We start from the raw sequence: 22,878 nt of genomic DNA on the forward strand, positions 1-22,878 counted from the left end.
TCCCGGTGCCTCAGGCGGCGCGGCGGCCGGCCCGCCGGTACGCGAGCATCGCCAGCGCGGCGAACGCCACCAGCCAGCCGGCGAGTACCGCGACGTCGGCGAGGTGTGGCGCCGAGTGGAACGCGATCTGCCGGGAGATGTTCGCGTATCCGAAGGTCGGGACGAACCGGCTGATCGTCCGCAGGGTGTGCGGGAACAGCGTGGCCGGCATCCAGAGGCCGCCGAGGATCGACATCGCGAAGTTGAGCACCATCGTGACCGGACCAGCCGCGGGAACCGACACCAGGTAGCCGACGCCGAGGCCGAGCAGCGCGAACGGGGCCAACCCGAGCCAGAGCAGGGCGATCACCCCGACCCACTGGATCATCGGCAGGTGTACCCCGTTGAGCGCGCCGCCGACCACGCAGACCGCGAGGATGCCGGGCAGCCCGGCGAGCATCCCGGTCAGCCCGCGGGCCACCACGACCCGGCGCGCGTCCAGCGGCGTGATCCGCAGCTGGCGCAGCCAGCCGTTCGCCCGGTCGGCGACCACCGACATGCCGTTGGTCAGCGCGGCCCCGACCGCACCGAACCCGGCCATGCTGACCATCAGGTACACGGCGATCTGGTGGCGTTCCGCCCCGGACCCGCCGTACAGGTTGGAGATCACCAGGTACATCACCAGCGGCATGGCCAGGCTGGACATCAGGTAGCCGGGGCTGCGCAGCAGCCGGCGGATCTCGAGCTTCAGGTAGCCGGTCATCGCTGTGCCCCTTCGAGGATCGGTTCGGTGCCGTCGCCGGCGGTCAGGGCGAGGTAGGCGTCCTCCAGCCGGGCGCCGCGGACCTCCAGCTCGTGCAGCAGGCCGGACGCGGCGAGGGCCAGCACGGTGGCGTCCGCGTCGTCGGTACTGAGGTAGGCGCGGTCACCGCGGATCTCCACCGCGGTGACCGCCGGCAGCCGGTCCAGCCCCGCGGTCCCCTCCACCGGTACCGCGATTCCGACGTTGTGGGTGGCGACCGAGCGGCGGATCGCGGCCGGCGTGCCGTCGGCGATCAGCCGCCCGCCGGCGACGACCACGACCCGGTCGGCGCTCTCGTCCGCCTCCTCGACGTAGTGGGTGGAGAACAGCACCGTGTGCCCCTCCCGGGCGTACCGGCGCATCGCGCGCCAGAAGCCGTGCCGGGACTCGACGTCCATCGCCGCGGTCGGCTCGTCCAGCACCAGCAGGTCGGGCCGGCCCGCGATGGCGGCGGCGAACTTGACCCGCTGCGACTGGCCGCCGGACAGCTTCTCCAGCCGCCGGCCGAGCAGCCCGTCCAGGTCGGCCAGCCGGACCAGCTCGTCGAGCGGCATCGGGTGCGGGTAGAGCCGCCGCACGAACGCGAGCAGCTCGGCCACGGTGACCCGCGGCAGCAGCTCGGTCTCCTGCAGCATGGCGCCGACCTTGCCGGCGGTGCTGGCGGCGTTCGGGCTGGTGCCGAACAGCTCCACCCGGCCGGCGGCCGGTGCGAGCAGGCCGAGCAGCATCGCGATCGTGGTGGACTTGCCGGCGCCGTTCGGGCCGAGCAGCGCCACTGTCTGTCCACAAGGGATGGTCAGGTCCAGGTCGGACACCGCCCGCACCTGGCCGTAGCGGAAGGACACTCCGCGAAACCGCACCGCATCCGTGTTCTGCATGGCTACGACGCTACGAATCCGCCGACCCCACCGGCAGGCCGCCGTGTCCCCACTCCGCCAGGACAAATGTCCTACCGAAGGTGCCGGCGCGGCTCGGCAGCCGTGCTCGGCCGAGGCCGCTCGGCGACCGGCGACGTTGCGGGCGGTTCAGTACCCGCCGGGGCGGATGGCGACCTGGGCGTCGCCGGTCAGCCGGGCCACCGCGGACACCTTCTCGGTACGCAGGTCCACCGAGAGCAGCTGGTGCCGGGTGTGCATGTGGTCGAGCACCAGCAGCCGGTCGGTGCCGGCCCAGCCCAGCGGTACACAGGATCCCTTCTGGTGCCGCCCGTTCCCGCCCGGGCAGGTGACCACCACCGGGCCCGGGTTGTTGTTCCCGTTCACCGGCACTGCGACCACGGAGTCGTCCTGAGCGTTCGGATCGACCCGAGTGCCGGTGGACGCCCGGACCGCCCACGAGCCGTTCGTGACGCCTGGTCCGTACCAGCCGTGCAACCCGTTCCAGGATCCGGTGAACCCCTTCCGGTGGCCGCGTTCGTCGTAGCTCTGCACGTCGACCCCGACGCTGTACGGTCCGATGGAGCCGGCCGGATGGTCCACCGGCATGGCGAGGAAACCGGCACCGGGCTTCGGGTACCGCGGCATCAGCGCGTCGCCGAACGGCAGCAGCCGGCTGTGCCCGGTAGCCAGATCGAGTACCCGGGTCAACTCGCTGGTGCTCACCACGATCTCGGCATCGCCGTTCCACCACAGCGACTCCACCGTGCCGGTCTCCAACCGGTACGAGCGGTGCCCGGTGCCGGTCAGGTCGACGGTCAGCACGGTGCCGTCCGGTTGCGGGAACGCCGCCCGGGTACCGGCCGAGTTCAGCGCGCCGGGGGCGAGCGGCGCCGGCTCGTACCCGTCCCGGCTGCCGAGCACGGTCACCGTGTCGATCCGGCGCATCCGGCCGTCGTCGCCCAGTACCAGCACGACCGAGGTCCGGGGCAGCACCTGCGGCCAGCCGGCCGGGTACGCGGCGAACAGCCCGAGCGCGTGCCTGACCGGGTGGGTGGACAGCGGTTCGGCGTGCGCCGGGTCGGTGTCGACGGTGCGCGGCAACCGGGTCGCGGCCAGCGGCAGCGCGTCCGCCGCGCTGTCGCCGGTGGACCGGTGCGCCGGCTGGGACGGGTGCTGGGTCGTGGTGGGCAGGCCGCCGCCGAGCGCGCCGGTGCCGAGCAGGGCGACCGCCAATACCGCGGCGACGGTGCCGATGGTGGCGTGGCGGCGGCGCCGGCGTAGCGCGGCGAGTCGCCAGGACGACTCCGCCAGCGCCGGCGGTTCCACCGGCGCTGCCTTGTCCCGCAACAGATCCCGCAACTGCTGTTCACTCATCGCCCGTCCTCCTTCGCCGCCCTCCTCCTTCGCCGGCAGGCCGACGAGGTACGAGGCGCCACGGCCCTGGCCTGCTCGCTCAGTCACGTCCCACCGCCGCGGCCAGGTCGGGGGACAGCTCGACGATCCGCCGGAGCGCGGCGCTGGTCTGGCTCTTGACCGTGCCGACCGACACGCCGAGGATCTCGGCAGCCTCCCGTTCGGAACGGTCCTCGAAGTACCGCAGTACCAGGACCGCGCGTTGCTTGGCGGTGAGCGCGGCGAGCGCCTGCGCGAACAGCAGCCGCAGCGTGACCCGGTCCGCCGGATCGGCGCCGGCCGGCGGCTCCGGCGGCGCGGCCACCAGCCGTTCCCGCCGATGCCGGCGCCACCAGGACACGGCGTCGCGGTACAGGGTGGTGCGCAGGTACGCCTCCGGGTTGCCCTCGCGCACCCGCGGCCAGCGGTCGGCGAGCTTGATCAGCGCGTTCTGCAGCAGGTCCTCGGCCAGCCGTTCGTCCCCGACGATCAGGTACGCGGCGCGCAGCAGCCGGTGCTGCCGGCGCTGCACGAAGGCACTGAACTCACCGCGGTCCCGCTCCCGATCGCCCACGTCCACCTCCACCCCCAGAACGCAAACCACGCCCCGAAAGGTTGGGACCCCGCCGTCTCTCCGGGTCGATCGTGGCGTTGTCCGTCGGGAGAGCGCTTGCCTACCAAGACAACGCCATGATCGACCCGCGGTGGCCGGGACGGGTGGTGGGTCAGGGGGTGGGGTTGCGGTGCAGGGCGACGTCGGTGACCCACTGGGTGAAGCCGGCCTTGCGGTAGAGCGCCACCGCGCGCGGGTTGTCCTCGTCCACGTACAGCAACACCGTGTCCAGGCCGCGGGCGTCCCGCAGGTAGCGCAGCCCGGCCGCGGTCAGCGCCGCGCCGAGGCCGCCGCCCTGCGCGTCCGGGTCGATGCCCAGCACGTACACCTCGCCGACCTGGTGGTCGCCCTCGTCGTGCACCTTCGTCCAGTGGAACCCGACGAGCCGGCCGGTGGCGTCCTCGGCGAGCAGGAACCCGGCCGGGTCGAACCACGGCTCGGACTCCCGCAGCAGCAGGTCCTCCCGGGTCCACCGGCCCTGGTCCGGATGCTCGGCGAAAGCCCGCGCGTTGACGTGCAGCCAGGCGTCCTCGTCCACGCCGGGCTCGAACGCGCGGATCCGGACCCCGTCCGGTACCGGCACCTCCGGCAGCGGCCCGGTCAGATCGCGGCGCAGCTGCCACAGCACCCGGTACCGCCGAAAGCCCGCCGGCCAGCCCAGCGCGGTGGCCGACGGGTGGTCCCCGTGCGCCCACATCGACAGCGGCGCGTCCGGCCCGGCTGCCTCGACCAGCGCCCGCAGCAGGGTGCGGCCGACCCCGCGCCGCCGGTACGCCGGGTGCACCACCAGCTCCGCCTCGCCACCGGCGACGTCGAGCTGCGCGTACCCGACGAGCACGCTGCCGGCGCGCGCCAGCAGGTGCAGCACCTCGGTACCGCCGTGCGCCAGGCGCAGCTGGAACGATTCGGACAGCGGCGCGACACCGTCGGCCACCCCGGCGATGTCGGCAAGTTCCCGCACCTCGTCCCGGGCGTCGACGGACACCTGACCGACCGTGGTCACCGCGATGTCAGCGGCCCCGATACTCATGGCCCTACGGTAGAAGGCCGGGGGCGGCAGCACCCGCCGGACCGGCCGCCGGGTCAGGTCAGTGCACCGGGGCGGGCGCCGGGTCGACGTCCGGGAGCTGCCGCGGTGGCTGCGCGGCGATGAACTTGTAGCCCACCTGCCGCACCGTGCCGATCATCGACTCGTACTCGCTGCCCAGCTTCGCCCGCAGCCGCCGGACGTGCACGTCGACGGTGCGGGTACCGCCGAAGTAGTCGTAGCCCCACACCTCGCGCAACAGCTGGTCGCGGGTGAACACCCGGCCCGGGTGCTGGGCCAGGAACTTCAGCAGCTCGAACTCCTTGTACGTCAGGTCCAGCGGCGTCCCGCGCAGCCGCACCGAGTACGTCGCCGGGTCGATGACCAGGTCGCCGGACCGCACCAGCTCCGCGTCGCCGTCCGCGGCGAGCGCCGCCCGGCCGGCCGCGAGCCGCAGCCGCGCCTCCACCTCGGCCGGCTCGGCGCCGGCCAGCACCACGTCGTCGATGCCCCAGTCGGCGGCGACCGCGATGAGCCCGGCGCCGGTCACGACCGCGATCAGCGGCACGCCCTGACCTGCCGCGGCGAGCAGCCGGCAGGTGGCGCGGGCGCCGGCCAGGTCGGACCGGGCGTCGACCAGCACCGCGTCCGGCGTCGGACCGGACAGCAGCGCGGACACACCGAGTTCGGCGGCCCGCACCTGGTGCGGGAGCAGGTCGAGGGCGGGCAGCACCGGCCCGGCACCGGCCCGGTCGCCCTGCGGCGCGCTCGTGGGATCGGCGGAGTCGGTCAGGACGAGAATCTCCACGGGGTGGACACCTCCCGCTCGTCCGTCCGGGCGCAGCGGCTCGGACGGCGGCCCAGGGGCCGTGGCTGGTCAGGTCTCCCGACGGCGCTGACGGGGTGCTCTGTCGACAAAGGTTACCGGAACCGTCCATCGACGCAGGTTGTGATCTGTCACAGGTTCGCCTCCGGCGGCGCGGCTCTGGCACCATCGCTGCGTGTCCGCGAACCCGCCATCCCGCCCACCCGGCGACGGAACCGGTCGATACCAGTACGATCCCGACTGGTTCGGCTCGTCCCACGACGGTGCTGCCGACTCGCTGCGCGACGGTGCTGCCGGTTCGCTGCGCGACGACGCCGCGGACGACGGGCGGCGGGACCTGCCGATGCCGGACGACGCGTCCCGGGTCGACTGGTTCGGGGCCGCGCCCGGTGGCGCCGACCCGGGCTCCTCCGGCCGGTTCTCCGGCGGCGGGCCGGGCCCGAACGCGCCGTACTTCGATGCCGCGCCCGCCGACCGCGCCCCGACCTACCCGGGCCCGCCTGCGCCGGCGGGCCCGGGCGAGGACCTCGGCCCGGACTCGCCGCGCGGAGCGCCGGACCCGTTCGCCGACCTGCGCTCGCCCGGCCGCTACCAGGCGGAACCGCCCGGCGCCGACCGCCCCGGCCACTACGCTGGCCTCGTGGGCGCTGACCCGGTGGGACGCAACGGTGACGCTGTGTCGCCGGATACCGGTCCGGGCGGCTGGCGGGACGCCGGCGGTGACTGGTTCGTCCCACCACCGTCCGACGACGAGCCTGGCCCGGCGACCGCCGCACAACCGCGGTACCGCGACGAGCCCGGCCCGGTCGCTGCGGGCCGACCGCCGTACCGCGACGAGCCCGGCCCGCCGACCGCCGCCCAGCCGCGGTACGACGACGAACCCGACCGGTACGCCGACCGCTGGTCGGACGCGCCGGGCCGGGCCGCCGGGGCACCCGACCGGTACCGGGCCGGCGCGCCCCAGGGGCCGGCCGAGGGTTATCGGCGGGGCGAGCCCGACCGGTACGGCGAGCCGGTCGCACCCGACGGCGGGTACGCGGACCCGGTCGCACCCGACCGGTACGGGGAGCCGGTCCCACCCGACCGGTACGGGGAGCCGGTCGCACCCGACCGGTACGGGGAGCCGGTCGCACCCGACGGGTACGGGGAGCCGGTCCCACCCGACGGGTACGGCGACGCGGCCCGGCCCGACCCGTACGGTGCCGGTCCGGGTTCCGCCGACCGGCACTCCCCGGCGGCCCGCCCCGGCGACGGGTACACCTCGCCAGCCGGCTCGGCCGATCCGTACGGGCAGGTCGACGGCTACGGCGGGCGGCCCGGAGCCGACGACCCCGGTGGCGGGCGGCCGTCGCCGGGGGACCCGTACGGCGCGGGCCCCAATCCGGGCGATGCCTACCACCCGGGCGATGCCTTTGGCAGCCCCGATGCCCATGGCGGCCGCGATGCCTACGGCGGGCCCGATGCCTACGGCGGCCGCGATGCCCATGGCAGCCCCGATGCCTACGGCGGGGGCGATGCCCATGGCGGGCCCGATGCCTACGGCGGGCCCGATGCCTACGGCGAACCGGCCGAGGAAGGCGATCGGTACGGCGAGCCGCTGGGGGCCGGTGCCCCGCAGCCGTACGGTGCGGACCCGCGGCGGGCGGACGACTGGCCCGCGGCAGCACCGGCCGGGCCCGGCGGCCCCGCCGCGGAGGAAGCCGCCGCGCTGGCGTCGCTGCAGCCGGTGCCGGCGGACCGGACCGCTGCGGCGGTCAACGCGGTCGTCGCGGTCGTGCTGTTCGGTGCCCTGATCGCGGCGGGCCGGCTCGGTGCGCCGATCGGCGTTGCCGCGGGCGCTCTGGTCCAGGTCGTGCTGGTGCTGAGCTGGGTGTTCGGTACCCGTCGGCCGGGGGCGGCGGTGGTCGCGGTGGTCGCGCTGGGCGCCGGCTTCGTCGCCGACTGGTTCGGCCAGTACGGCGCGGCGGTGTCGCTCGCACCGTTCGGGTACGTGCTGGCCGGCGGGCTGCTCGCCGCGGCCGCCGGGCAGCTCGCCCGCGGTGCCGGCCGGACCCGGATCACCGACTCGCTGGCCTCCACCATGTTCGCCGTCACCTGCACGGTCGCGGTGCCGGCGGTGCTGATGCTGGCCCGGCTGGACCAGGGGACGAAGGCGCTGGTACCGCTGCTCGGCGCGGCCGGCGCCGCGGTGGTCGTGGCGCGGCTGGTCGACCTGATCTGGCACGTACCGCGGGCCAGCGCGCCGGTGGCCCGGGGCGTGATCGGGGTGGTCGCCGGCGGGGTGGTGGCCGGTACCGTCGTCGGCTTCGTCGCCGGTCAGCAGGCCGGCCTGCCCGGTCTGCATGCTGCGGTGGCCGGGCTGTTGATGGGGTTGGCCGCGGTGCTGGCCGACATCGGGGTCAGCTTCGGCAGCTCCGGCCGGGAGCTGTCCGGTGAGCCGCCGCACCGTTGGCCGGCTCGGTTCGTGCTGGGGCCGGCGGTGGCGGCGGCCCTCGCCGCGCCGATCGCGTTCGTCCTGGGCTGGCTGGTGCTCCTGCCGCCGCAGTGACCTGGCGGCGCCGCAGTGACCTGGCGGCGCCGAGGTGCCGCGCCGCGGCGGCAGCGCCGAGGTGCCGCGCCGAGGTGCCGCGCTGAGGTGCCGCGCCGCGGCGGCAGCGCTGCGGTTGGCGGCGTGGATGGCGGTGGCGTGGCCGTGCCGAGCCCGGCTGCCGGCGACGAATCGGCGAGATTATCGACACCTGGTTGGCGATCTGCGTGTTTTGTCGGATGCCGCGCGTTGCGGTCGTGCGGCCATCTGGCAACCTGGGCCCGTGGTTGTGTACGCGAAGCCCAAGCGCACCCGGCGGAAAGCGCCGATCGTCCTGCTCGTGCTGCTGATCGTGGTGGTGCTGCTGCTCGTCGCCGCCGACCGGGTCGGTCGCTCGGTCGCGAACCAGAAGCTGGCCGATCAGGTGGCCGCCCAGGCGCAGAGCAAGGACGTCAAGCTCGGCGTGCAGCCGACCGCCGACATCACCGGTTTCCCGTTCCTGACCCAGGTCGCGGCGGGGAAGTACGACAAGATCCTGGTGCACATGCGGGATCTGACCGTGCAGAGCTACGCCATCCCGAAGCTGGACATCACCGCCAGCGGCGTGCACGCCAAGACCAGCGACGTGCTCAACGGCAACGGGCCGATCACCGCCGACACGGTGTCCGGCACCGCGACGATCGGCTGGGGCTACGTCAACCAGGCGGCCAAGGAGCAGCTCAACCAGTCCGAGGTCAAGGACGTCACGCTGGCCGGGCGGGACGGCACGCTCGACGTGCGGATGACCGTCACCGTGCTCGGCCAGGAGCTGAAGCTCACCGGTACCGCCAAGCCGACGCTCAGCGACGACGGCAAGAGCCTGCGGGTCAGCTTCGCCGATCTGCACACCACCGGCAGTCAGCTGCCGCCTGCGGCGAAGAACGTGCTGAACGGCGTGCTTCAGCAGCTCGGCCTGCAGATCAAGCTGCCGAGCCTGCCGTACGGGCTGAAGCTGACCCACGTCGACCCGCAGTCCGACGGGCTGAAGGTCACCGCGTCGGCCCAGGACGTCACGCTCGCCAACTGAGCCCGGGAGCCCGGCCCGGTCGCCGACCGGGCGGCGCCTCCGCGCACGGTGCTGGTCCGGGCACTGTCCGGTTCGCGCCTCGCGCGATACGGTCGACAGCGTGCCGAGCTGGATGATGGGTCTCGTGGTCGCGGTGGTGGTGCTTGCCGCCGCGACCGTCGTCGGTCTGCTCTGGCAGCGCCGCAACGGTCGGCTGCGGACGGTGCAAGGGGGCGGACCGGTGCCGGAACAGGATGCCGAGGCCGAGGTGCTGGCCCGGCTCGGGGTGCCGGCGGACGCGCCGGTGACGCTGCTGCAGTTCTCGTCCGCGTTCTGCGCGCCGTGCCGCGCCACCCGGCGGATCTGCGCCGAGGTGAGCGACCAGCTCGACGGTGTGGTGCACATCGAGGTCGACGCGGAGAGCCACCTGGACGAGGTCCGGGCGCTGGATGTGCTGCGCACCCCGACGCTGTTCGTGATCGGCGCCGGCCGGCGAACCGTGCAGCGCGCCAGCGGGGCGCCGAGCAAACCGCAGCTGATCGCGGCGATCGCTCCGCTGCTCACCGAGCCGGCGGGCGCGGCGCAGATCTCCTGACCGCCCCGGGCGCGGCGCTCAGAGGTCCAGGCCGCTGCGCAGCATCGCCTCGACGTCGCGCAGCGTCTCCTCGCCGATGTGCGCCTGCGGCGGGCCGGCCAGCCAGTCCCGGTAGACCCGGGTCAGCGAGCACCCGTCCGCCCAGCGGCCGTCCGGCAGCCGCACGGTGAGCAGGTCGCCGGAGTCCCCGTCGTGCACGTCCAGCGCGTACAGCCAGCTACGGGTGGAGTCGTTGATGCCGTCGGCCGACACGATCAGCACATCGCGACGGCGCGGTGATCCCTTCGGTTCGTACCGGTAGATCGCGCCGCGCATCACGCCGCGCCCTCGGCGGCCAACAACTCCTGCTCGTCGTACCGGCAGTGCTGCTCGGCGTCGGGTTGCGGGGCGGCGCAGGTTCGCAGCGCCTCGCGCCGGGTCACGGCGGACAGCCAGGCGGACGCCGAGATGCCGGACCGGGCGGCCACCTGCCGGAGCAGGAAGTCGGCTTCGTCGTCGAACACGATGGTGCGTTTGACGGTCATGGCGGGCAGCGTACCGATCCGAGCCGAACCGGTCAGTCGGCTCGGGGCGGGGCGGACGGGTACGTTGCTCCGGCGCCGACCGGTCGCCGCCCATGGACGAGGAACGGTGAGCGGGGTCACTTCGAGGGTGAGTGACCGCGGTCCGGCGTGTTAGCGTCACGGCATGGGCACGCTGCTCACCCGACGCCGGCCGATCGACCATTGCCGCGTCGCTACCTGCCTCTGTCGCCGCCCGGCCTGACCGGCGACGACCGCTTCGCGCACCCCGCAGCTGCTCGACTCCTGATTTCCGGGTGATCGTTCCGCCCGTTTCGAGCACGGTGTGCGAACCATCGGTACCGATCTGTTGACTCGCGGTGGATGCGCGGGTCTGATTTCGGCATAGTCGCCGCAAAGACGCTTGCTTCGTCTGCCGGAGGTGTGCCATGCCGTCCTCGTCCGTTTCCGAACCCGAGTCCGTTTCTGGGCTCGACTCCCGTCCCGTGCCCGAACCCGGCTCGCCGGCCCCGGCGCCGCGGGGCGGGCTGCTCGACCCGCGGGGCCCGCGGTTCGCCGCCTGGGTGACCACCGTGGTGTTCGTCGCCGTACTCGTGCTCGCGTTCGCGTCGCCGCTGGCCGCCGCGATCGTGGCCGGGGTGCAGACCGTCGTCTTCGCGATCGGCGCGCTCGCCGGGCCTCGGTCCGCACCGTACGGACTGGTCTACCGGTACCTGATCGCCCCGCGCCGGGGTCGCCCGGGCGAGCTGGAGCCGGTCGCGCCGGTGCGGTTCGCGCAGGCGGTCGGGCTGGTGTTCGGGCTGCTCGCGACCGTCGGGTTCGGTACCGGAGTCGTCGCGTTGGGCGTCATCGCCGCCGCCCTGGCGCTGGTCGCGGCGTTCCTGAACGCCGCGTTCGGGTTGTGCCTCGGCTGCGAGGTCTACCTGCTGTACCGGCGGGCCACGCACCGCCCGCTGGCCGCCCGTGTCCATCCATCGACCCCATGACCGCCGCACGCACCACCTAGGGAGAACGCATCATGAGTCGCGACACCGCACTCGTCTCGGCCGACTGGGCCGAAAAGAACCTCGGACAGCCGGGGATCGTCTTCGTCGAGGTCGACGAGGACACCACCGCCTACGACGGCGGTCACCTGCCGGGCGCGATCAAGCTCGACTGGAGGACCGACCTGCAGGACCCGGTACGCCGCGACTTCGTGAACCAGCAGCAGTTCGAGCAGCTGCTGTCCAGCCGGGGCATCGGCAACGACGACACCGTCGTGCTGTACGGCGGGAACAACAACTGGTTCGCCGCCTACGCCTACTGGTACTTCACGCTGTACGGGCACGGCGACGTGAAGCTGCTCGACGGTGGCCGGAAGAAGTGGGAGCTGGACGGCCGGCAGCTCACCACCGAAGCGCCGCAGCGCGCCGCCACGCAGTACTCCGCGAAGCCGCAGGACCTGTCGATCCGCGCGTTCCGCGACGAGGTCGTCGGGTCCATCGGCGTCAAGAACCTGATCGACGTCCGCTCGCCCGACGAGTACGCCGGCCGGCTGCTCGCGCCCGCGCACCTGCCGCAGGAGCAGTCGCAGCGCGCCGGGCACGTACCGACCGCGGCGAACGTGCCGTGGAGCAAGGCCGCCAACGAGGACGGCACCTTCAAGTCCGACGACGAGCTGCGCGCGCTCTACACCGAGGCCGGGCTCGACACCAGCAAGCCGACCATCGCGTACTGCCGGATCGGGGAGCGCTCGTCGCACACCTGGTTCGCGCTGCACGAGCTGCTCGGCCAGACCGACGTGAAGAACTACGACGGCTCGTGGACCGAGTACGGCTCGCTCGTCGGCGTGCCGGTCGCCCTCGGCGACGAGCCCGGTAGCAAGGAGGCCTGACATGAGCGAGCGGGAGCGAGCGATTCATGGGCATCGGGTGTCTTGGTGCCTCATGCGGGTTCCGACGAAGGAGGAAAGCGCATGAGTGAGCGGGAGCGAGCGATTCATGGGCATCGGGTGTCTTGGTGCCTCATGCGGGTTCCGACGAAGGAGGAAAGCGCATGAGTAGCTGCGGTGCACCCGACCAGACGGCGACGCTGCCGGCGAGCGTCGACCTGACCAAGGAGACCGTGATCGCCGGTACCGTCACCGCGGACGGCGCCACCGTGTCCGGCGCGTACGTGCGACTGCTGGACGGCACCGGGGAGTTCACCGCGGAGGTGGTGGCCTCCGACGACGGCGCCTTCCGGTTCTTCGCCGCGCCCGGCACCTGGACCGTACGGGCGCTGTCGCGCGCCGGCAACGGCGACGTGCCGGTGACCGCCGACCGCGGCCTCAACGAGGTCGAGGTGGCCGTCACCCGCTGACGACCAACGACGCGGCCCCGGGACCCCGGTCCCGGGGCCGCGTCGTGTCTCGGTCGGCGCAACACACCCGGGTGCATCCGAGTGCGCAGAGCCGCTCTGGGCACCTGAGCGCACCATCGACGGTGCAGGTGAGTGCGCAGAGCCGCTCTGGGCACCTGAACGCACCATCGACGGTGCATCCGAGTGCGCAGAGCAAAGGGCCGCCACGAAGGGGGCCTCTCGGGTCAGCCGCGCTGGATCGCGCGCAGGTCGAGGCGTCGCAGTACGTGGTCGGCGGCCTCCGGGTCGGCGCCCTGCTGCCGGGCCTCCAGCACCGACCGGCGGGCGGCGGACAGCAGTTCGGCCTCCAACCCGATCAGCTCGTGCCGCATCGCGAGCCGCCGGGCCAGCTCGGGATCGTCGTCCCGGTCCTCGCCGGCCCGCATCCGGTTCAGCACCGCCTGGTACCAGGACTGCAGCCGGTCGTACAGCTCCGGCGGGACGTCGCCGGAGTCGGTCAGCTCCTGCAACCGGCGCAGCGCCGCCTTCGCCGCGGCGCCGACGATCTGCCGCTGCGCCCGGCGCTGCTTCTCGCTGCTCGCCTGCACGCCCAGCACCCGGACCAGCGCCGGCAGCGTCAGCCCCTGCAGTACCAGCGTCACCAGGATCACCGCGAACGCGATGAGCAGGATGTTCGCCCGCTGCGGGAAGTCCAGCGGCAGCGCCAGCGCGGTCGCGACGGTGACCACGCCGCGCATCCCGGACCAGGCCAGTACCGCGCTCTCCCGCCAGCTGCGCACGCCGCTCGGCTCGGCACCGGCGGAGGTGCGGATCCGTTCCCGGGTGCGGGACAGCAGACCGGCGAACAGCATCCAGCCGATCCGTACCCCGATCACCACGACGCAGACGATCCCGGCGTCGATGAGCGGATGGAGCAGGTGGTGCCGCAGCTGCGGCAACACCTCGGTCAGCTCCAGGCCGATCAGCCCGAACGCGAACCCGGTCACCAGCAGCTCGACCACCTCCCAGAACGACCGGCTCTGCAGCCGCCCCTCGGCGTCGTCCGGGTCGGCGGCGAAGTGCCCCAGGTAGAAGCCGGTGGCGAGCACCGCCAGCACGCCGGACGCCTCCAGCCGGTCGGCCGCCACGTACGAGACGAACGGGACCAGCAGCGACAGCCCGCTCTGCAGCGTCGCGGTCGGCAGCCAGCGCAGCAGGTACCGGCTGAGCACGCCGACGAGCAGCCCGATCACGGTGGCCGCGACCGCCGAGAAGACGAACAGGCCGCCGACCCGCAGCGCCGAGAACGAGCCGGTGACCACGCCGGCCACCGCCACCTGGTACAGCGTCAGCGCGGTGACGTCGTTGAACAGCCCCTCGCCCTCGATCAGCGCGACCAGCCGGCGGGGCAGGTTGAGCCGGTTCGCGACCGAGGTGGCGGCGGCCGCGTCGGGTGCCGCGACGATCGCACCGAGCGCGATCGCACCGGCCAACGGCAGGCCGGGCATCAGCGCGGACGCCACCGCGGCGACCACGGCGGTACTGACGAACACCAGGGCCACCGCGAGCAGCAGGATCGGCCGCGCGTTCGCCAGGAAGCTGCGCCACGAGCTGCGTTGGGTCGCCGCGTACAGCAGCGGGGGCAGCACCAGCGGCAGGATCAGGTCCGGTTCGAGCTTGAGCGCCGGTACGACCGAGTTCGGGATGACCGCGAGGATCAGGCCGAACACCGTGATCAGCACCGGGTACGGCAGCTTCAGCCGCTCCGCCAGCGGGGTGATCAGGATCGTCGCGATGGCCAGCAGGAACACCACGCCGAGCTGGCTCATCCGGCGCCCCCGGCCGCGCCCGCACCGGCCACCCGGGCCCACCCACGCGCACCGGCCGGCCCCGTCGTACCGCCGACCGGCACCGCGTCCCCCGCCATGCCAGCGACCCTAACGGTTCGGGTCGGCCGGGCCGGGCGATCGCCGGGCGACCCGCCGTGGTTCCCCACTCGACGGGCCCGAGCGCCCGGCTGCCACCATGGTCGCGTGACGAGGCGCGCGCGGTGGCTGTGGGCGACGGTCGCGGTGTGGGCGGTGGTGCTGGTCGCGCTCGCGTTCGTGGCCGCCGGTCACCCCACCGTCAAACAGCAGCAGAGCCCGGCCGCGGCCCGCCCGTCGGTGCAGGCGGCGATGGCCGCGGTGCTGGCGGCTGCCGGGCCGGACACGGTGACCGCGGTCGGGCCGTACCGGCAGGTCGGGGTCTGCTCGCTGACCGCGGCCCGGCAGGGCGTCGAGTGGTCCCTGGTCGCCGACGTGTACGGGCCGACCGCGCGGCTGGCCGGCCTCGCCGGCCGGCTCCCGGCCCGCTTCCGGGCGAAGTCGGTGCTGTCGTTCACCGGCGGCGGCCGGATGACCGTCGGGCACCCGACGCCGTTCCTGAAACTGACGGTGCGCGCCGCCGAGAACGACCCGGGCCACCTGATCGCCACCGTCGACACCGGCTGCCGGCCCACCACCGGCCGGCCGTACCCGGCGTTCCTGGCCGCCGCCGGAGCGGCCCGGCAGGGCGCCGCGACGCGGATCTTCGGGCTGTTCGACGCGACACCGGCGACGACGCGGCGGACCGGGCTGGACTGCGGTGCGACCACCGTCACCGCGACAGCGACCGCGCCGTCGTCGGTCGGGCCGCTCGGCCGCACCCTGGACGGCCACCCGCAGCCGGGCCGGCTGGTCACGCACGACGACTCGCGGTACGTCTACCTCGACCACGGGCGCGGCCTGGTGGTCACCGCGCACGGCGACCGGCTCACCGTCACGGCCACCACACCGTGCCGCTGACCGGCTCGCCCCGTAGACTCACGCACCGTGGTCGAGCTGGGATTCGTCAGCCTGTTGGTGGTGCTGTTCGGCGTGCTCGCCGGCACGTTCGGATATCTCGCGGTACGGATCGGGAGGGCGCGGTGAGCGAGGACAGCGGCGCGGAGCGGGCGGGCGGCGTGCCGCCGTCCGGCACGGAGCAGTCGGCCGAGAAGCCGGGGTTGCCGCCGGGTTTCCCGACCCAGACCGCGCCGCCCTACCCGTACGAGGAGACGCACGACCTGCGGGTCGGCCCGGACCTGCACCCCTCGCTGCTCGGCCTGCTGCCGTACGTCGGGGTGTGGCGCGGCTGGGGCAAGGGCGGCTACCCGACGATCGAGGACTTCGACTTCGCCCAGGAGATCCGGTTCAGCCACGACGGCCGGCCGTTCCTCTACTACGAGTCGCGGTCCTGGCTGGTGGATGCGGAGCGCAAACCGATCCGGCCGGCGGCACGTGAGGTCGGCTGGTGGCGCCCGCAGGTCGGCCCGAACGGCGCCCGGGACGGCGACGAGATCGAGGTCGAGCTGGCCCATCCCACCGGCATCATGGAGCTCTACCTGGGCCGGATGACCGGCACCCAGGTCGAGGTCGGCACCGACGCGGTCCTGCGGTCCGGCAGCGCGAAGGACGTCTCCGCCGGCCACCGGCTGTACGGGATCGTCGAGGGCGCCCTGCTCTACGCGTACGACATGACCGCGATGGGCCAGGAGTCGAGCCCGCACCTGTCGGCCCGGCTGGAGCGCGTGGCGGGCTGATCGAACCTCGCATCGCCGTCGAACCCGGAACCAGCGATGCCTAGGCGGGGAACCCCAGCAGGTCGCGCAGGGTGTCGGTGTGGGCGGGGTCGGCGAGCTTGACGCCGTCGAGTTCGCGGACCGCGACGATGCCGCGGACGCTGGAGGTCAGCCACACTCCGGTGGCGCGCTCCAGCTCGTCCTGCCGGACCATCCGCTCGCCGGCGTGCCAGCCGAGCGCGTCGACGTGGTCGAGCAGCCAGCGCGCCGTGGTGCCGGAGAGGATGCCGGTCGCCTGCGGCACGGTGTAGAGCGTGCCGTGCTCCAGCCAGACCAGCGTCGAGGTCGGCGCCTCCAGCAGGTAGCCGTCCGCCGACACCCAGAGCACGTCGTCCAGCCCGGCCGCCGCGGCCCAACGCTGGCAGGCCATGTTCATCGCGTACGACAGGGTCTTCGCGCCGCCGAGCAGCCACGGCGCGGCGGACCGGGCGTCGGCAGCCAGGCCGAGGTTCAGGGTGCCGAGCCGCAGCCCGGTGCGGCGCACGGCGCGGGTGCTGTCCGGCACCTCGGTCAGGGTGCCGAAGCAGGTGACGCCGCTGCCGTGCTCGGGGCCCCGGGTGCAGATGAGCTTCAGCGCACCCTCGGTGTCGGCGGGCCACTGCGCGCAGAGCAGGTCGGCGAGGCCGGCCAGCTCGGCGCGGGACGGCAGGTCGAGGTCGAGCCGGGCCGCCGAGCGCGCCATCCGATCCAGGTGTTCGTCGAACAGCCACGGGCGACCGGACCGCACGTGCGCGGTCTCGAACACTCCGTCACCACGCACCGCGCCGAGATCGTCGGCGCGGAGGATCGGCGTGGTCGCAGGTATGACTCCGCGGCCCAGGACCGCGACGACTCGTTCCACAGCTCGACCCTATCCGGTACGGGTAGCACTCTGCGCGATGGCACCCGCCGTTTTACCGGCCTCGGAGGCCCAAATGATCACCCTCCGTGGTTTCGGCCGGGCATGTGCGTCTCCTCGGGCCCAACGGTCCATTGCCGGCGGCGCTCGCCGGACGGTATCGACTGTCACGGATCGATCTGCGTATCATCGGGCGCTTGCCGGATACCTTCCAGATACTCCCATGGAGGTGGCAATGAGTTTCACTGTCCGATCGATCCTGCGCCGTACGGCGACCGTGGCGGTCACCGCGGTCGCCGTCGTGGCGCCATCGACGCTGACCGCCGCTCCCGCCGCCGCGGCCGACTACCGCACGCCGGTGGCGTCGTACAAGATCGGCGACCCGGGTGTGCTGCACGCCGGCGGCAAGTGGGTCGTGCTGGCGACCGGATCCTGGAGTACGACCAACACCATCTCGACCGCGACCGAGGCAGCCGGGCCGTGGAGCCGGGTCGGGAACGCGTTGCTGACCCGGCGACCCGGCTGGGCGTCGAGCGGCGACCACAGCGTCTGGGCCCCGTCCGAGGTGCGCGTCGACGGCAGCAGCGGCACCAGGTACGTCGTGTTCTACGCGGCGGTGCTCGCCGGACAGGCATCGAAGCGCTGCATCGGTACCGGCGTGTCGTCGAGCCCGACCGGGCCCTTCGTGCCCCGGGACAAGCCGATCTCCTGCATCGCCGGTTACGGCGCGGCCGATCCCGAGCCCGGGACCGTCGCGGCCGACTCCACCATCGACCCGACCGCCAGCTACGTCACCATCGACGGGCAGCGGCGGCTCTACCTCTTGTACAAGACCCAGCACGTCGCGTACGTCGACTCGAACGGTCAGAAGCACTACTACTCGACGATCCGGATGGTACGGGTCAACATCGCCAGCTACGCCACCGAGGTACTCGGCGACAGCCACCAGCTGACCAAGCGCACCGACAACCCGATCGAGGAGAACCCCGTCCTGGTCCAGCGGGGCGCCACGTTCACGTTGTTCACCTCGGTCGGCGGCTACACGACGTGCAACTACCACACCGAGTGGCGTCAGTCGACGCACATCTGGAGCTGGCCGGCGACGAGCCATCGGCTGTCGTTCCCGGCGAACACGAACACCTGCGCGACCGGCGACGCGCAGGTCGCCCCGGCTTGCCGGACAACTCCTGGCGAATCTTCTTTTCCGGCCGCTATCCGTACGCCTCGTCCAGCTTCAAGATGTACGTGGGCACCGTCACCTGGTCGAACGGAACGCCGGAGGTGTACTCGATCCTCGATCCGGCCTGACCGTACCGCCGGGCCGCGTGCCTATCATCGATCACATGGCCGCTGACACCGCACCATCGCTCGCCGACGTGCTGCGTGCCCGGGGCCTCCGGCTCACCGCCCAGCGGCAGCTCGTGCTGGAGGCCGTGCAGCGGCTCGGCCACGCCACCCCCGAGCAGGTGCACCAGGCGGTCTGCGCGACGGCCGCCGGCGTGAACATCACCACCATCTACCGCACCCTGGAGCTGCTCGAAGGGCTCGGGCTCGTCACGCACACCCACCTGTCGCACGGCGCACCGACCTACCACGTGCCGGGGGAGCGGTCCCACCTGCACCTGGTCTGCCACCGGTGCGGTGCGATCGACGAGGCGCCGCTGTCGCTGATGGGCCCGCTCGCCGAGCAGTTGCGGTCCGAGCGCGGGTTCCGGCTCGACATCGGCCACATGGCGCTGTTCGGCACCTGCGCCGACTGCGCCGAGCAGACCTCGTGACCTGCCGGCACCCCGTGCCGGCGCCCCCGGGCGCCGCTGGCGTACGACCGGCGCACCCGACATCTGGAAGGCAGGCAGCCCGATGAACGCACCGACCGACACCGCCTCGCCACTGCTGCGGCTGTCCGGCGCGGTGGCCGCCGACCCGAGCGGGCCGGACGACGGCGTCGCCGCGCAGTACGGCGACCCGATGCGCGAGCAGCGGACCCTGGCCGAGACGGTCGGGCTGGTCGACCGGAGCAACCGCGGCATCCTCCAGGTGCCCGGCGCCGACCGGCTCAGCTGGCTGCACACCCTGGGCAGCCAGCACCTGGAGCGGGTCGCCGAGTCGACCGGCAGCGAGTTGCTGCTGCTGTCGCCGCACGGCCACATCGAACACCACGCGGTGCTCGCCGAGTTCGACCAGGCCGTGTGGCTGGACACCGAACCCGGCCGGGCCGCGGCGCTGCTGGAGTTCCTCACCTCGATGCGGTTCCTGCTGCGGGTCGAGCCGACCGACGTCTCCGCCGGGTACGCGGTGGTCAGCCTGGTCGGCCCGGACGCACCGGCGGCGCTGGCCCGGCTCGGGGTGCCCGAGCTGGGGCCGGCCCGGGTCGCCGCGGTACCGCCCGCCCAGTTCGCCACCGGCGCGGTGCCGCCGGCGCCGACCTCGGCCTACCCGGTGGTCGGGCTGCCCGGCGGCGGGTTCGCCCGGCGGATGCCGGACTTCGGCGACGCCGCGGTGATCGACCTGGTGCTGCCCCGCCCGGCGCTGGCCGAGCTGCCCGACCGGCTGGCCGTCCCGGTCGCCGGCAGCTGGGCGTACGAGGCGCTGCGGGTCGCCGCCCGCCGGCCCCGCTTCGGGCTGGACACCGACCACCGCACCATCCCGGCCGAGGGCGGCCTGCTCGCCTCGGCGGTGCACCTGGACAAGGGCTGCTACCGCGGCCAGGAGACGGTGGCGCGGGTGCACAACCTGGGCCGGCCGCCACGCCGCACCGTGCTGCTGCACCTGGACGGGATCGGCGAGCAGCTGCCGGAACCCGGTACCCCGGTGCTGCGGGACGGCCGGCAGGTCGGTGTCGTCGGCAGCGCGGCCCGGCACTACGAGCTCGGCCCGGTCACCCTCGCCCTGGTCAAGCAGAACGTCCCCGCCGACGCCACCCTGCAGGTCGGCGACGCCAACGCCGCCATCGATCCCGACCTGTAGTCCTCAGGGTCGCTGCGCCGTTCCGCCACCCATGTCGTTTCGCTCTCGCGTCTCGTCGGTGGTGATGCGAGGTCACGGAAGCGAGCCGAGCCCGATTCGTTCGCTGGCAAGGCGGAGAAGGCGCCGTGTGCGAGTGCCCACAAGCCGACGACGACGCCGCCAGCGGACGAATCGGGCCGGTGCAGCGACCCTGACACGAGGTGCAGCGACCCTGACAGGTCTGGCAGGATCGACTGTCATGGCGGGGACGTTGATCACGGTGGCGCCGACGGGCGCCGAGTCGAAGAAGTCCGAGGTGCCGGCGCTGCCGGTGACCCTGGCGGAGCTGGTCTCCACGGCGAAGGAGTGCGAGGCGCTCGGCGCGAGCGTGGTGCACGTGCACATCCGTGGCGCGGATGCCGAGCCGACGCTGGACCTGGGCCGGCTGAAGGACACCGTGGCGGCGCTGCGCGCCGAGACGAACCTGATCGTGCAGCTGTCCTCGGGCGGCGCGGTGACCGACCCGGAGTCCGACCGGCTGCGGGTGCTGGAAGCCGAGCCGGACATGGCCTCCTGCACCATGGGTACGGTCAACTTCGGCGACGACGTGTTCGCCAACCGGTGGGAGTTCATCGTCGAGCTGCACACCCGGCTGCGCGACGCGAAGATCGTCCCGGAGTACGAGATCTTCGACCTCGGGCACCTGGCCTCGCTGGCGCGGCTGCTGGACAAGCACGGCCTGCCGTTCGGCGGGCACGTGCACGTCGACTTCGTGATGGGCGTACCGGGCGGCATGTCCGGCAGCGCGCAGACCCTGGTCGCCGCCGCGAACGAGGTGCGCACGCTGCTGCCGGCCGACACCACGTTCGCCGCGACCGGCATCGGCCGGACCACCCTGCCGGTGCTGCTCACCTCGCTCGCCGCCGGCGGTCACCTGCGGGTCGGCATGGAGGACACCCTGACGTACGCGCGGCGGCAGCCGGTGGAGAGCAACATGCAGCTGGTGGCGCGGGCCGCCGGGCTGGCCCGGCTCGCCCAGCGCCCGCCGATGCCGGTCGCCGAGGCCCGCGCCTTGCTGCACATCCGGGACTGAGCACCTCCGGTACCGGCGCCGACCGCCGCGGGAGCAAGGGGCCGGTGCCGACGGCCGGGGCAAGGTGCCGCAGCCGGTGCCGACGGCCGGGGCAAGGTGCCGCGGCCGGACGGTCGGAGCAAGCGCCGCGGCCGGCCGACTTTCGGAGCACGTGCCGCGGCCGGCGGACGGTCGGAGCACGTGCCGCGGCCGGCGGTGTCAGCCGCGGCGGAAGCCGCCTTCGACGTCGATGACCTGGCCGGTGATCCAGCCGGCTTCGGCCGAGCAGAGCCAGCCGACCACCGGCGCCACGTCGGCCGGGGTGCCCCACCGCCCGGTCGGGAACGCGGCGGCGACCCGCTCGTACACCTCGCCGCTGGCGTACCCGGTGTCGCACGGTCCGGGGTTGATCGCGTTGACGGTGATGCCCTGCCCGGCGACCGATGCGGACAGCGACAGGGTGAGCGCCTCGATCGCGCCCTTGCTGGCGATGTAGGCCAGCTCGTCCGGCATCGGGCCGAGCCGCTGGCCGCTGCTGAACAGCACCACCCGGCCGCCGGGCCCGCCCAGCTCCACCTGCTGCCGGTACGCCGCGGCGAAGTGCTTGACCAGCAGCAGCGAGCCGCGCGTGTTGACGCTCAGGTGCCGGTCGATCTCCTCGGCGGTGATCTCGGCGAGCGGGGTGTGGGTCGAGTAGGCGTGCACCGCGGCGAGTGCGTCGATCCGCCCGTACCGGGCGATCGCGGCGTCCACCAGCGCCGCCGGTTCCGCCGGGTCGGCGAAGTCGCCGGGCCGGTACCCGACGGCCGCGCCGGCGTCCCGCAGGGCCGTGATCACCTCGGTGGTGCGGTCCTCGGTGCCGTACTCGGTGGCGTCGTAGCCGGGCAGCCCGGACAGGAACAGGTCGTACCCGTCGGCGGCGAGGCGGTGGGCGACCGCCGCGGCGATCCCGTTGGTACGGCTGACACCGGTGACGAGGGCGACCCGGCGAGTGGACTCGACCATGCGCGCAGTGTCCCGGGTGGCCGCTGCCAGTGGCAACGGAATACCGCCGTGCTAGCAGGACGCGAGTCACAGCGCTGGATGTTTTGGCTGGTGAGAATGGTACGAAGGTGCCGGAGTGGTGCCGCTGCAAGCGATGTGCTTGCAAGAGTTAGCACCGCGCGCTACCGTCGTCTGCATGGCCGGACTGCGCGACGTCGGAGACTTCATTCGCGAGCAGCGGCGCAGCGCGCAGATCTCGCTGCGGCAGCTCGCGAAGCAGACCGGCGTCAGCAATCCGTACCTGAGTCAGATCGAGCGAGGCCTGCGCAAGCCGAGTGCCGAGGTGCTGCAGCAGATCGCGAACGCGCTGCGCGTCTCGACCCCGGCCATGTACCTGCGCGCCGGCCTGCTCGAACACGGCGAGGGCCAGGGCGTGCTGACGGCGATCGCCGCCGACGAGGTGCTCACCACCCGGCAGAAGCAGTCCCTGGCCGAGATCTACGAAGCGTTCCGCCGGGAGAACCTGCGGTCCGCGCACGCCGACGCCGACGCCACGTCGGTAGGGGGATCGGAGCCGCACGACCCGGGGGTGGGTGCGGCGGCCGGGGCTGGTACGACACCGGCCCCGGCCGCCGAGGCGGCGCCGCAGCCGCCCGGAGTGCCGGACCCGGCGGGATCGACCGATCCGGTGGGAACGGCCGATCCGGCAGGGAGTTCCGACGCCGGGCCGGCGGGCGATCCGCCCGGTGCGGCGCGGTCGACCGCGGTGCCGATGGCGCGCACCGCGGCCAGCGCGGCCCGGCGGGCGGCGAGCAAGGCCGCGCAACGGGCCGCGGACGGTGCCGCTCGTGCCGCCGGCAGCCCGGCGGCCAAG

At 73.5% G+C, this 22,878-nt stretch carries 24 protein-coding genes and 1 pseudogene; 14 read left to right on the forward strand and 11 right to left on the reverse strand.

Annotation, left to right across the window (positions count from 1 at the left end; translation table 11 throughout):
• Window positions 1–10: 10 nt before the first annotated feature.
• From Athai_RS00210 to Athai_RS00235, 6 genes are all read right to left on the reverse strand, one after another.
• Window positions 11–742, reverse strand: a complete 732-nt coding sequence (locus tag Athai_RS00210; RefSeq protein ID WP_203959577.1) for an ABC transporter permease — start codon at window positions 740–742, stop codon at window positions 11–13.
• On the reverse strand, window positions 739–1,659 hold the full coding sequence (locus tag Athai_RS00215; protein ID WP_203959578.1) for an ABC transporter ATP-binding protein: 921 nt from the start codon (window positions 1,657–1,659) through the stop codon (window positions 739–741). The genes Athai_RS00210 and Athai_RS00215 overlap by 4 nt, the downstream gene beginning before the upstream one ends.
• A gap of 147 nt (window positions 1,660–1,806) precedes the next feature.
• The gene (locus Athai_RS00220; RefSeq protein ID WP_203959579.1) at window positions 1,807–3,033 is read right to left on the reverse strand and encodes a hypothetical protein; all 1,227 of its coding nucleotides are present in this window, start codon (window positions 3,031–3,033) and stop codon (window positions 1,807–1,809) included.
• A 79-nt stretch (window positions 3,034–3,112) separates the two neighbouring features.
• Window positions 3,113–3,625, reverse strand: coding sequence for a SigE family RNA polymerase sigma factor (locus Athai_RS00225; protein ID WP_203959580.1), 513 nt, complete (start codon window positions 3,623–3,625; stop codon window positions 3,113–3,115).
• 151 nt (window positions 3,626–3,776) lie between these two features.
• Window positions 3,777–4,694: a mycothiol synthase gene (gene mshD / locus Athai_RS00230; RefSeq protein WP_203959581.1), complete on the reverse strand. Its 918-nt coding sequence runs from the start codon at window positions 4,692–4,694 to the stop codon at window positions 3,777–3,779.
• Between the two features lie 58 nt (window positions 4,695–4,752).
• Window positions 4,753–5,499, reverse strand: a complete 747-nt coding sequence (locus tag Athai_RS00235) for a winged helix-turn-helix transcriptional regulator (RefSeq protein ID WP_420829753.1) — start codon at window positions 5,497–5,499, stop codon at window positions 4,753–4,755.
• Between the two features lie 193 nt (window positions 5,500–5,692).
• Between Athai_RS00235 and Athai_RS00240 the strand changes: the two genes are divergently transcribed.
• The 3 genes from Athai_RS00240 to Athai_RS00250 all read left to right on the forward strand — a co-directional run bounded on the left by Athai_RS00240 (window position 5,693) and on the right by Athai_RS00250 (window position 9,684).
• Complete coding sequence (locus Athai_RS00240) at window positions 5,693–8,065, forward strand: hypothetical protein (RefSeq protein ID WP_203959582.1); 2,373 nt, start codon at window positions 5,693–5,695, stop codon at window positions 8,063–8,065.
• A gap of 262 nt (window positions 8,066–8,327) precedes the next feature.
• A complete protein-coding gene (locus Athai_RS00245; protein ID WP_203959583.1) occupies window positions 8,328–9,110 on the forward strand; it encodes an LmeA family phospholipid-binding protein in 783 nt (260 codons plus the stop codon).
• A gap of 100 nt (window positions 9,111–9,210) precedes the next feature.
• The gene (locus tag Athai_RS00250) at window positions 9,211–9,684 is read left to right on the forward strand and encodes a TlpA family protein disulfide reductase (RefSeq protein ID WP_239156617.1); all 474 of its coding nucleotides are present in this window, start codon (window positions 9,211–9,213) and stop codon (window positions 9,682–9,684) included.
• 18 nt (window positions 9,685–9,702) lie between these two features.
• Here the strand turns inward: Athai_RS00250 and Athai_RS00255 are convergent, their stop codons facing one another.
• Both Athai_RS00255 and Athai_RS00260 read right to left on the reverse strand, forming a co-directional pair.
• Window positions 9,703–9,999 (reverse strand): hypothetical protein, encoded by a 297-nt coding sequence (locus Athai_RS00255; RefSeq protein ID WP_203959584.1) that lies wholly within the window; start codon window positions 9,997–9,999, stop codon window positions 9,703–9,705.
• On the reverse strand, window positions 9,999–10,208 hold the full coding sequence (locus Athai_RS00260) for a hypothetical protein (RefSeq protein ID WP_203959585.1): 210 nt from the start codon (window positions 10,206–10,208) through the stop codon (window positions 9,999–10,001). The genes Athai_RS00255 and Athai_RS00260 overlap by 1 nt, the downstream gene beginning before the upstream one ends.
• Window positions 10,209–10,690: 482 nt before the next feature.
• Here Athai_RS00260 and Athai_RS00265 point away from each other — a divergent pair, with 482 nt between their 5' ends.
• From Athai_RS00265 to Athai_RS00275, 3 genes are all read left to right on the forward strand, one after another.
• A complete protein-coding gene (locus Athai_RS00265; RefSeq protein ID WP_239156618.1) occupies window positions 10,691–11,191 on the forward strand; it encodes a DUF4395 domain-containing protein in 501 nt (166 codons plus the stop codon).
• Between the two features lie 32 nt (window positions 11,192–11,223).
• Window positions 11,224–12,078, forward strand: coding sequence for a sulfurtransferase (locus Athai_RS00270; RefSeq protein WP_203959587.1), 855 nt, complete (start codon window positions 11,224–11,226; stop codon window positions 12,076–12,078).
• A 161-nt stretch (window positions 12,079–12,239) separates the two neighbouring features.
• Window positions 12,240–12,545 carry a DUF1416 domain-containing protein gene (locus tag Athai_RS00275; RefSeq protein WP_203959588.1) on the forward strand — a complete coding sequence of 102 codons (306 nt, stop codon included), beginning with the start codon at window positions 12,240–12,242 and terminating at the stop codon, window positions 12,543–12,545.
• A 224-nt stretch (window positions 12,546–12,769) separates the two neighbouring features.
• Here the strand turns inward: Athai_RS00275 and Athai_RS00280 are convergent, their stop codons facing one another.
• The gene (locus Athai_RS00280) at window positions 12,770–14,353 is read right to left on the reverse strand and encodes a cation:proton antiporter (RefSeq protein ID WP_203959589.1); all 1,584 of its coding nucleotides are present in this window, start codon (window positions 14,351–14,353) and stop codon (window positions 12,770–12,772) included.
• A gap of 204 nt (window positions 14,354–14,557) precedes the next feature.
• Between Athai_RS00280 and Athai_RS00285 the strand changes: the two genes are divergently transcribed.
• The 3 genes from Athai_RS00285 to Athai_RS00290 are packed head-to-tail and all read left to right on the forward strand — an operon-like array spanning window position 14,558 to window position 16,125.
• Window positions 14,558–15,349: a hypothetical protein gene (locus tag Athai_RS00285; RefSeq protein WP_203959590.1), complete on the forward strand. Its 792-nt coding sequence runs from the start codon at window positions 14,558–14,560 to the stop codon at window positions 15,347–15,349.
• 27 nt (window positions 15,350–15,376) lie between these two features.
• Complete coding sequence (gene mtfM, locus Athai_RS34650) at window positions 15,377–15,475, forward strand: small membrane protein MtfM (protein ID WP_030449476.1); 99 nt, start codon at window positions 15,377–15,379, stop codon at window positions 15,473–15,475.
• Window positions 15,476–15,507: 32 nt separating this feature from the next.
• Window positions 15,508–16,125 carry a heme-binding beta-barrel domain-containing protein gene (locus tag Athai_RS00290; protein WP_420829813.1) on the forward strand — a complete coding sequence of 206 codons (618 nt, stop codon included), beginning with the start codon at window positions 15,508–15,510 and terminating at the stop codon, window positions 16,123–16,125.
• Between the two features lie 40 nt (window positions 16,126–16,165).
• Here Athai_RS00290 and Athai_RS00295 read toward each other — a convergent pair whose 3' ends face one another.
• Entirely contained in the window at window positions 16,166–17,005 is an 840-nt protein-coding gene (locus tag Athai_RS00295; protein WP_203959591.1) for an aminotransferase class IV, read from the reverse strand.
• A 232-nt stretch (window positions 17,006–17,237) separates the two neighbouring features.
• Between Athai_RS00295 and Athai_RS00300 the strand changes: the two genes are divergently transcribed.
• From Athai_RS00300 to Athai_RS00315, 4 genes are all read left to right on the forward strand, one after another.
• A complete protein-coding gene (locus tag Athai_RS00300) occupies window positions 17,238–18,356 on the forward strand; it encodes a family 43 glycosylhydrolase (RefSeq protein WP_203959592.1) in 1,119 nt (372 codons plus the stop codon).
• On the forward strand, window positions 18,346–18,780 hold the full coding sequence (locus Athai_RS00305) for a Fur family transcriptional regulator (protein WP_203959593.1): 435 nt from the start codon (window positions 18,346–18,348) through the stop codon (window positions 18,778–18,780). Before Athai_RS00300 ends, Athai_RS00305 begins: the two co-directional genes overlap by 11 nt.
• A gap of 82 nt (window positions 18,781–18,862) precedes the next feature.
• Window positions 18,863–19,969, forward strand: coding sequence for a CAF17-like 4Fe-4S cluster assembly/insertion protein YgfZ (ygfZ, locus tag Athai_RS00310; protein ID WP_203959594.1), 1,107 nt, complete (start codon window positions 18,863–18,865; stop codon window positions 19,967–19,969).
• Window positions 19,970–20,207: 238 nt separating this feature from the next.
• Window positions 20,208–21,041 (forward strand): beta-keto acid cleavage family enzyme, encoded by an 834-nt coding sequence (locus Athai_RS00315; RefSeq protein ID WP_203959595.1) that lies wholly within the window; start codon window positions 20,208–20,210, stop codon window positions 21,039–21,041.
• 198 nt (window positions 21,042–21,239) lie between these two features.
• Here Athai_RS00315 and Athai_RS00320 read toward each other — a convergent pair whose 3' ends face one another.
• Window positions 21,240–22,025 (reverse strand): SDR family oxidoreductase, encoded by a 786-nt coding sequence (locus tag Athai_RS00320; protein WP_203959596.1) that lies wholly within the window; start codon window positions 22,023–22,025, stop codon window positions 21,240–21,242.
• A gap of 175 nt (window positions 22,026–22,200) precedes the next feature.
• Between Athai_RS00320 and Athai_RS00325 the strand changes: the two are divergent.
• A pseudogene (locus Athai_RS00325) lies at window positions 22,201–22,758 on the forward strand (helix-turn-helix domain-containing protein); the annotation flags it as partial.
• Window positions 22,759–22,878 lie beyond the last annotated feature (120 nt).

The organism is Actinocatenispora thailandica (assembly GCF_016865425.1).
Classification (GTDB): Bacteria; Actinomycetota; Actinomycetes; order Mycobacteriales; family Micromonosporaceae; genus Actinocatenispora; species Actinocatenispora thailandica.

Bases quoted from the DNA above. Each gene is read 5' to 3' on its own strand.
- Athai_RS00210 (WP_203959577.1), bottom strand. From the start codon at position 742: ATGACCGGCTACCTGAAGCTCGAGATCCGCCGGCTGCTGCGCAGCCCC.
- Athai_RS00215 (WP_203959578.1), bottom strand. From the start codon at position 1,659: ATGCAGAACACGGATGCGGTGCGGTTTCGCGGAGTGTCCTTCCGCTAC.
- Athai_RS00220 (WP_203959579.1), bottom strand. From the start codon at position 3,033: ATGAGTGAACAGCAGTTGCGGGATCTGTTGCGGGACAAGGCAGCGCCG.
- mshD (WP_203959581.1), bottom strand. From the start codon at position 4,694: ATGAGTATCGGGGCCGCTGACATCGCGGTGACCACGGTCGGTCAGGTG.
- Athai_RS00255 (WP_203959584.1), bottom strand. From the start codon at position 9,999: ATGCGCGGCGCGATCTACCGGTACGAACCGAAGGGATCACCGCGCCGT.
- Athai_RS00260 (WP_203959585.1), bottom strand. From the start codon at position 10,208: ATGACCGTCAAACGCACCATCGTGTTCGACGACGAAGCCGACTTCCTG.
- Athai_RS00270 (WP_203959587.1), top strand. From the start codon at position 11,224: ATGAGTCGCGACACCGCACTCGTCTCGGCCGACTGGGCCGAAAAGAAC.
- Athai_RS00275 (WP_203959588.1), top strand. From the start codon at position 12,240: ATGAGTAGCTGCGGTGCACCCGACCAGACGGCGACGCTGCCGGCGAGC.
- Athai_RS00280 (WP_203959589.1), bottom strand. From the start codon at position 14,353: ATGAGCCAGCTCGGCGTGGTGTTCCTGCTGGCCATCGCGACGATCCTG.
- Athai_RS00300 (WP_203959592.1), top strand. From the start codon at position 17,238: ATGAGTTTCACTGTCCGATCGATCCTGCGCCGTACGGCGACCGTGGCG.
- Athai_RS00305 (WP_203959593.1), top strand. From the start codon at position 18,346: ATGGCCGCTGACACCGCACCATCGCTCGCCGACGTGCTGCGTGCCCGG.
- ygfZ (WP_203959594.1), top strand. From the start codon at position 18,863: ATGAACGCACCGACCGACACCGCCTCGCCACTGCTGCGGCTGTCCGGC.
- Athai_RS00315 (WP_203959595.1), top strand. From the start codon at position 20,208: ATGGCGGGGACGTTGATCACGGTGGCGCCGACGGGCGCCGAGTCGAAG.
- Athai_RS00320 (WP_203959596.1), bottom strand. From the start codon at position 22,025: ATGGTCGAGTCCACTCGCCGGGTCGCCCTCGTCACCGGTGTCAGCCGT.